The following is an 8,739-nucleotide window of genomic DNA, read 5'->3' as shown; positions in this document are numbered from 1 at the left end:
AAAGCTCAACAAGCCCTAAAAATAAATCTGTTTTATGCCGAAGTGCGGTGAGAAATCTGTTAAAATAGATTCCGTTTGAAGTGAAGCAAAATAAGGGCAAGGCTATCGAAAACTGGCAACGCGGCTTTGTATTACATCGTCGGGATTATCGCGAAACAAGTTTATTGGTGGAACTGTTCACCGAGGACAGCGGGCGTTTAACCGTGCTTGCCAAAGGCGCGCGGGCGAAGCGATCGCCGTTAAAAAGCCTGTTGCAGCCGTTTACGCCTTTATTATTACGCTGGTCGGGACGCGGCGAATTGAAAGTGCTCACCAAAGCCGAGCCGGCGGCGATTGCCTTGCCGTTACAAGGTGCGGCGTTATACAGCGGGTTTTATGTCAATGAATTGGTGATGCGTTTATTGGCGGCGGAAACCGCCCATCCTCAATTATTTCAAGATTATTTACAATGTTTAACCGAATTGGCGAGTGCGCCTCATTCGCCCGAAGCGGCGTTGCGTCGCTTTGAATTTCAACTGTTACATATAATGGGATACGGCATTGATTTTTGTCATTGTGCGGGTTCCGGCTTGCCGGTGGACGACGATATGACCTACCGTTATCGCGAAGAAAAGGGCTTTATTGCATCGCTGATTCGGGATAATTTAACCTTTTTCGGGCGCGAATTATTGGCGTTTCATCGTCGCGATTTCACCGATGAAGCGGTTTTGCATGCGGCGAAACGCTTTATCCGTATTGCATTAAAGCCTTATTTGGGCGCTAAGCCGTTGAAAAGTCGAGAATTATTTAGCCAACATATTTTATATCGAAAGTAGTTTATGGTGTTACTTTATCAAGCGAAAAAGCCGCCGCGCGTTGCGCAAAACAATATCGTCGCCGAGATCTCGGCGTTGGATTATCAAGGTGTCGGCGTGGCGAAAATCAACGGCAAAACTTGGTTTATCGAAAACGCCTTGCCCGGCGAGCGCGTGCAATTTAAGGTGACGGAAGAAAAAGGGCGTTACGGCAAAGGCACGGCGACGCGAATTTTACAGCCCTCGGCGGCACGGCGCGAAGCGAAATGTCCGCATTACGCCCAATGCGGCGGTTGTCAAAGTCAGCATATTGACGCGGCGTTGCAGCGCGAAAGCAAACAACACGCCTTGTTTCGCCGCTTGCGCGCACTCCAAGCCGAGCAAATCGAAATGATGCCGATGATTGTCGGCGAACAATGGCAATATCGCCGGCGGGCGCGTTTAAGTTTAATGTTCGATATAAAATCCAAACGCTTGATTCTCGGGTTTCGCCAAAAAAATTCGCAAGATATTGTGCCGATTCGGCATTGTGACGTGTTGGTGCCAGCGTTAAATGATTTGTTGCCGAAATTGACCGCACTTTTTGCCGATTGGTCTGCGCCGAAAGCCTTGGGACATATTGAACTGGTGGCGGCGGATAACGGTGTAGCAATGTTGTTGCGGCATATGGGTAAGGCGGCGGAGCAAGATCGCAAGCGCCTGCTGGCATTTGCCGAACAAGAACGGCTAATGCTGTTTTGGCAGGATGACGCCGTTGAACATTGGTTCGGCGGCGCGCCTTATTATCGTTTATCCGACGGCACGCAGTTATATTTTGATATTCGCGATTTTATTCAAATTAACGGCGCATTAAATCAACGAATGATCGACACCGCAACGGACTGGTTAGACTTGAATGACGGCGATAACCTGTTAGATTTGTTCTGCGGAATGGGCAATTTTACGTTACCGTTGAGCCGCAAAGTGAAAAGTGCGGTGGGAATCGAAGGTGTTTCGGCGATGGTGGAAAAAGCTGGCAAAAATGCGGAACGAAATCAGTGTCACAATGTCCAATTTTATCGGAACGATTTGGATCAACCTTTTGCCGATCAAGCTTGGACAAATACGCGATTTAATAAAATTTTGCTCGATCCGCCCAGAAGCGGTGCCGCATTTGCACTAAATGCACTTTGTGCCTTGGGCGCGGAAAAAGTGTTATATGTGTCTTGTAATCCGGCGACCTTGGTGCGAGATGCGGAAATTTTACTGAATTTCGGTTATCGTCTGAAAAAAGCGGCGATGATCGATATGTTCCCGAATACTGGGCATTTAGAAAGTATTAGCTTATTTGAAAAACAACAATAGGACGAAATTATGGTTGCTGTGCGCGGATCGCATTTATTAAATCCAAACGAATTTGTGATTGAAAAATGGTGTGCCAATCTGGGTTTGCCTGAAAATGTCGAGCGAAAATTATTGCAGGCTTGGCATTATTCGCAGGAAAACATCGCCCGATACCGCGCCCAATCTGCAAACGAAAGCTCGCCCCTTTGTTCGTTACAAAGCGGTGTAGAAATGGTGGAAATTCTGCACAGTTTGAATATGGATGCGGACAGCCTGATTACCGCAATGCTTTATCCGATTGTGAATTACAAAATCGTCGATCTGGCACAAATAAAAGAAGATTTCGGCAGTAAAATCAGTAAGTTAGTTAAAGGCGTAATGGAAATGGACAACATTCGCCAATTAAACGCCAGTCACTCGGCAGATAGCTTACAAGTCGATAACGTGCGTCGAATGTTGTTAGCGATGGTGGACGATTTTCGCTGTGTGATCATCAAATTGGCGGAGCGCATAACTTTTTTACGCGATGCGGAAAAATGCGGCACGGAAGAAGAAAAAGTGTTGGCGGCGAAAGAATGTTCCAATATTTACTCGCCGTTGGCGAATCGTTTGGGGATCGGGCAATTAAAATGGGAATTGGAAGATTATTGTTTCCGTTATTTGCATCCCGAACAATATCGTGCCATCGCCGGATTGTTGAAAGAGCGCCGTTTGGATCGCGAGCAATATATCGCGGATTTTGTCACCGAGTTAACCGGTTATTTGAAAGAAAATATCGATCAGGTGGAAGTGTACGGTCGCCCGAAACATATTTACAGCATTTGGCGCAAAATGCAGAAAAAACATTTGGAATTCAGTGATTTATACGATGTGCGCGCGGTGCGGATTATCGTTGACAAATTGCAGGATTGCTATTCCGCATTAGGTATTGTGCATACGCATTTTAAGCATTTGCCGAAGGAATTCGACGATTATGTGGCGAACCCGAAACCGAACGGCTATCAATCCATTCATACGGTGGTATTGGGCAAAGGCGGCAAAGCGGTGGAAGTGCAAATTCGTACTCAACAAATGCACGATGACGCCGAGCTGGGCGTGGCGGCGCATTGGAAATATAAAGAAGGTGTCACCGGTCGTTCCGCGTATGAAGATAAAATCGCGTGGTTGCGTAAATTATTGGCGTGGCAAGACGATATTACCGATTCCGGCGAAGTGATGGCGGAATTGCGCAGTCAGGTGTTCGATGATCGCGTATATGTGTTTACGCCGAAAGGCGAAGTGGTGGACTTGCCGACCGGTTCCACGCCGTTGGATTTCGCTTATGCGATTCACAGCGAAATCGGGCATCGTTGTATCGGCGCGAAGGTGGGCGGGCGAATCGTGCCATTCACTTATCAGCTACAAATGGGCGATCAGATCGAAATCATTACCCAAAAAACACCGAATCCGAGCCGCGACTGGCTAAATCCGAATTTAGGCTTTACCCATACGGCGAAAGCCAGAGCAAAAATCCACGCGTGGTTTAAAAAGCTGGATCGGGATAAAAATATTCCGGCGGGTAAAGAATTGTTGGAAAACGAAATCGCGCGTTTGGGCATTGCCTTGCGCCAAGTGGAACAACACGCTTTGCCGCGGTATAACTTGAAAAATCTGGACGATTTATATGCCGGCATCGGCGGCGGCGATATTCGCCTCAATCAGTTGTTGAATTTTTTACAAAACAAACTGATTAAAACCTCCGCGCAAGAAGCGGACGAGGAAATTCTGCGCCACGTCGCCAATAAAAGTGCGGTCAATTCTCAGCAAAAAACCGATCAAAAAGGCTATGTGATCGTTGAAGGCGTCGGTAATTTAATGCATCATATCGCCCGTTGTTGCCAGCCGATACCGGGCGACGATATCGTCGGCTACATCACAATGGGGCGTGGTATTTCCATACATCGTAGCGATTGCGAGCAATTTATGGAACTGCAAGCGGCGCATCCGGAACGCGTGGTGGAATCGATTTGGGGCGAGAATTACGCCAGCGGTTTTAGAATCGGTATTCGCATTATCGCCGGTGATCGCAACGGCTTATTGCGCGATATTACCACCGTGTTGGCGAATGAAAAAATCAGTGTGTTGGGCGTTTCCAGCCGCGCGGACACGAAAAAACAAATCGCCACTATCGATATGGAAATCGAACTGAATAATATTCAAATGTTAAGTAAAATCTTGGCACGTTTGTCGAAACTGGACGATGTAGTGGAAGCAAAACGGCTTTAAATCAAAAGGAAAAATATGGAAAAAACCACCGGGTTAACCCATTTAATTAAATCAACGGGTTATTCGTTGAAAGGACTAAAAAGTGCGGTCAAATACGAAGCCGCTTTTCGTCACGAACTGTTTGCCGCAATCATTTTAGTACCGTTGGCATTTTGGTTAGGCGACAATAAAATCGAAATCGCCTTAATGGTCGGCTCGGTATTATTATTGTTAGTGGTCGAGTTATTAAACAGCGCGATCGAAGCCGTTGTTGACCGCGTGGGCAAAGAATTTCACGAATTATCCGGACGAGCGAAAGATCTCGGCTCCGCCGCCGTATTTGTAACGATTGGAATCATATTGATCACTTGGACGCTAATACTCTTCTTCTAACCGACGAAAACGCATAAAAATAGGGCATTGGTATGCCCTATTTTCGTTTAATGTTCGGAAGGAATTTTTTGCGTGGATTTCACCATTGCGAAAAACAGCAAGGTGAGGAAGAAATAAAAAATATTGCCCGAATTATGAGTGAAAAAACCTTGGCTGACGCAATAACACATTACCGAAACAATATGTACGATGCCCAATCCCGCTAGTGTTCGAGTTTCAAGCGATACCGTTTTCAGACTGCGGATAAAATAGCGTAACGGAATGAGTAAAACGCCTAATAAGGCAAGCAGACCGATAACGCCGCGTTTGGCTAAATCATCGATATATTGATTATGCGCGTGATCAAAAATAGCCGCATATTTACTAATTAATTTCTGTTCTGCGTGCTTTTTATGTTGTTCTACCGCGCCTTGTTGCCCCCAGCCGAGCAGCGGTTTTTCTTTTGCCATTAACAAGGCGCTTTTCCACATATCAAACCGCGCACCGACCGAAGTACCGCCGTTATTTTTTTCAAAATACGCCGTGATTTCGTTGTTTGCGGTTTGAATGCGTTTCATCACTTTTGTTTCCGGTAAGGAGACGGCAATGACCAATGCGGCGATAAGCACGCCGGAAATGCTGAGGAAAAAGGTTTTACTGAGTTGCTTGCGATATAAAAATAAAATAATGGCAAGAATTATCGGCAAGCCGATCCAACCGCCGCGCGCAGTGGAAAGCAAACTGCCGGTAATGCCGGACAAAGTACCGAACACGCAAAGTGCGGTGGATTTATAATGTTTTTTTGTCGCGAAATAAAAACCGATCAGCAAAGAAAACATTCCTAATGACATCGCTATATCACCGCCTTGAATATGCATTGTGCGCGGTGAAAAGGCGGCTCCTGCGTGTAAATAAAAACGATCATAAATCGCCACTAAACCGGCGACAATACCGCCAAGCGGAACGGCGTAAGCGAGAGTGTTAAAGCGAATCGGGTAGCGAATAAACAGTAATAACAGTGGAAGCAGAAGAATCACACGGCTCGGATTATCCAATTCTTTCATTTTTCCGCCGTTAAATATCAACGACAAAACAAACACCGCAAAATAAAAAGCGTAACTTATCATCAGGCGTTTTTCGTCTTGATCAAGCTGCCATTTTTGCTTGCGGGTGAGAAAATAAATCAGATAACCCAATCCGATCACCATTAATAAAATCGGCGAAATATTATGTCCGCCCTTAAAGCCGAGTACGGCAAGAAAGAAAAAACCGACGATAAAATTAAGCAATAAGGAAAATCTGTCGTTTTTAAGAATGTTCATTTGAAGCTACCCAATCGGTTGAAATATATGCATAAAAATTTGATAAAAAAAACCGCACTTTTAAAGTGCGGTCTTATTTTAGCTTATTTCGCTTAATTATAATACATCAACGCAATTTAAGTCTTGGAAGGATTTTTCTAAGCGTTTAGACATAGATTCTTCCGATTTGCGTAACCAAACGCGCGGATCGTAGTATTTTTTGTTCGGTGCGTCAGGGCCTTCAGGGTTACCTAATTGACCTTGAAGATAAGCTTCGTTCGCTTTGTAGAAGTTTAAGATACCTTCCCAAGCCGCCCATTGAGTATCGGTGTCGATGTTCATTTTGATCGCACCGTAGCTGATCGCTTCGCGGATTTCTTCGGTGGAAGAACCGGAACCGCCGTGGAATACGAAGTCTAATGCTTTCGCCGGAAGATTGCGTTCTTTAGAAACGAAATCTTGTGACGCGCCTAAGATAGAAGGTTTTAATTTCACGTTACCCGGTTTGTAAACGCCGTGTACGTTACCGAATGCCGCAGCGATAGTGAAACGAGGGCTGACCGGATTTAATTGGTCGTAAACGTAAAGTACGTCTTCAGGTTGAGTATATAAACGGGATTCATCGACATCGGAGTTATCTACGCCGTCTTCTTCACCGCCGGTGATACCGATTTCGATTTCAAGGGTCATTCCCATTTTCGCCATACGCGCTAAATATTCGCGGCAGATTGCCATATTTTCTTCCATCGGTTCTTCGGAAAGATCAAGCATATGAGATGAGAATAACGGTTTGCCGGTTTCTGCGAAATGTTTTTCACCCGCATCTAATAAACCGTCGATCCAAGGAAGTAATTTTTTCGCTGCGTGGTCGGTGTGAAGAATAACCGGTACGCCGTATTCCGCCGCTAATGCGTGAACGTGTTTCGCACCTGCGATCGCACCTAATACGTCAGGACGTGCGCCGGTTGCCGGTTTGATACCTTTACCTGCGTAGAATTGCGCACCGCCGTTAGAGAATTGGATAATAACCGGCGCTTTAACGCGAGCTGCTGTTTCCAATACGGTGTTCACGGAGTCGGTACCGACGCAGTTTACCGCAGGAATCGCGAAGTTGTTTGCTTTTGCGTAAGCGAAGATTTTTTGTACGTCATCACCGGTAACAACGCCCGGTTTTACGATATCTAATAATTTTGCCATTTTGGTTTTTTCCTATTTCTAAAAATTAAATAATTTCGTAAGGGCGGCGCAATATGCCCGCCCGTTTTAAATGAGATTAGCCGTTCGCACGTTTTTCTAAGATTTCTACCGCAGGTAACACTTTACCTTCGACGAATTCTAAGAATGCGCCGCCGCCGGTGGAAATGTAAGAGATTTTATCTGCGATGCCGAATAAATCGATAGCCGCTAAGGTATCGCCGCCGCCTGCGATTGAGAACGCGCCGTTTGCAGTAGCTTCTGCGATTGCGTTGGCAACCACTTCGGTACCTTTACGGAAGTTCGGGAATTCGAATACGCCGACCGGACCGTTCCAAAGAATGGTTTTCGCGCCGCGAATAATTTCTGCAAGTTGCTCTGCGGATTTGTCGCCGATGTCGAAAATAGATTCGTCCGCCGCCACTTCGTTAACCGCTTTTTCGGTCGCCACTGCAGTTTCGCTGAATTCTAAGCCGACACGCACGTCAACCGGCACAGGAATATTAGTCGCTTTGGATAAACGTTGTGCTTCAGGGATTAAATCCGCTTCATATAAAGATTTACCGACGTTGTTGCCTTCCGCCGCAACGAAGGTATTCGCGATACCGCCGCCGACGATTAATTGGTCTGCGATTTTTGAAAGGCTGTCTAACACGGTTAATTTGGTAGAAACTTTAGAACCGCCGACGATCGCCAACATCGGGCGTTGCGGTTCTTTTAACGCTTTACCTAAAGCATCTAATTCAGCCGCTAATAACGGGCCTGCACAAGCGATAGGGGCAAATTCTGCCACGCCGTAAGTGGAAGCTTGTGCACGGTGCGCCGTACCGAATGCATCCATAACGAACACGTCGCAAAGTGCGGCGTATTTTTTACCTAATTCAGGATCGTTTTTCTTTTCGCCTTTGTTTACGCGAACATTTTCAAGTACAACGACTTCACCTTCGTTAACTTCTACGCCGTCTAAGTAATTTTGTGCCAAACGCACATTGAAACCGGCGTCTTTTAAATAATCAACGACAGGTTGTAAAGAATCTTCAGGTTTGAATTCACCTTCGGTCGGACGACCTAAGTGGGAGGTGACCATTACTTTCGCACCTTTTTCCAGCGCAAGTTTCAATGTCGGAATGGTTGCACGGATACGCGCGTCGGAAGTGACTTTGCCGTCTTTAACCGGAACGTTAAGATCCGCACGAATAAAGACGCGTTTGCCTGCTAAATCCAAGTCGGTCATTTTAATTACTGACATAATTTACCCTCTTTTGTTGGTTAAAATTGAAAAATTGATAAAAACTGTCGTTTATTATACTCGCTTATCGGTAGGTTGTAACGGGTTTAGATCAAAGTATCGTCATTATTTTATTATAATAATAAAATTATCAGTTTATTGACAAAGTATACTTAAGTAGGAAGAGCTTTAGCCCATCATATTGAAATAATTATATTTTTTGATGGGCTAAAGTCCATCCTACATATAAAATACGATTTAAATCAGGTTTGTCATCAGTCAA

General features: G+C 45.4%; 7 protein-coding genes. 4 read left to right on the top strand and 3 right to left on the bottom strand.

The annotated features are described in order from the left end of the window. The first annotated feature begins 80 nt into the window (after positions 1–80). The 4 genes from recO to CVP04_RS11765 are packed head-to-tail and all read left to right on the top strand — an operon-like array spanning position 81 to position 4,754. Entirely contained in the window at positions 81–815 is a 735-nt protein-coding gene (gene recO / locus CVP04_RS11780) for a DNA repair protein RecO (protein WP_243385329.1), read from the top strand. A gap of 3 nt (positions 816–818) precedes the next feature. Then, on the top strand, positions 819–2,138 hold the full coding sequence (rlmD, locus tag CVP04_RS11775) for a 23S rRNA (uracil(1939)-C(5))-methyltransferase RlmD (protein WP_100297703.1): 1,320 nt from the start codon (positions 819–821) through the stop codon (positions 2,136–2,138). A 9-nt stretch (positions 2,139–2,147) separates the two neighbouring features. Then, on the top strand, positions 2,148–4,382 hold the full coding sequence (gene relA, locus CVP04_RS11770; RefSeq protein WP_100297702.1) for a GTP diphosphokinase: 2,235 nt from the start codon (positions 2,148–2,150) through the stop codon (positions 4,380–4,382). A gap of 15 nt (positions 4,383–4,397) precedes the next feature. Next, positions 4,398–4,754, top strand: a complete 357-nt coding sequence (locus CVP04_RS11765; RefSeq protein WP_100297701.1) for a diacylglycerol kinase — start codon at positions 4,398–4,400, stop codon at positions 4,752–4,754. 47 nt (positions 4,755–4,801) lie between these two features. On the opposite strand, the gene CVP04_RS11760 is transcribed toward CVP04_RS11765, so the two are convergent. The 3 genes from CVP04_RS11760 to pgk form a co-directional block, all read right to left on the bottom strand. Then, entirely contained in the window at positions 4,802–6,055 is a 1,254-nt protein-coding gene (locus CVP04_RS11760) for an O-antigen ligase family protein (protein ID WP_100297700.1), read from the bottom strand. 96 nt (positions 6,056–6,151) lie between these two features. Then, positions 6,152–7,231 (bottom strand): class II fructose-bisphosphate aldolase, encoded by a 1,080-nt coding sequence (gene fbaA / locus CVP04_RS11755; protein WP_100297699.1) that lies wholly within the window; start codon positions 7,229–7,231, stop codon positions 6,152–6,154. Between the two features lie 76 nt (positions 7,232–7,307). Next, complete coding sequence (pgk, locus tag CVP04_RS11750) at positions 7,308–8,477, bottom strand: phosphoglycerate kinase (protein WP_100297698.1); 1,170 nt, start codon at positions 8,475–8,477, stop codon at positions 7,308–7,310. Positions 8,478–8,739 lie beyond the last annotated feature (262 nt).

The organism is Caviibacterium pharyngocola (genome assembly GCF_002795405.1).
Lineage (GTDB): Bacteria > Pseudomonadota > Gammaproteobacteria > Enterobacterales > Pasteurellaceae > Caviibacterium > Caviibacterium pharyngocola.
This window is presented reverse-complemented; position numbering and strand designations above follow the sequence as displayed.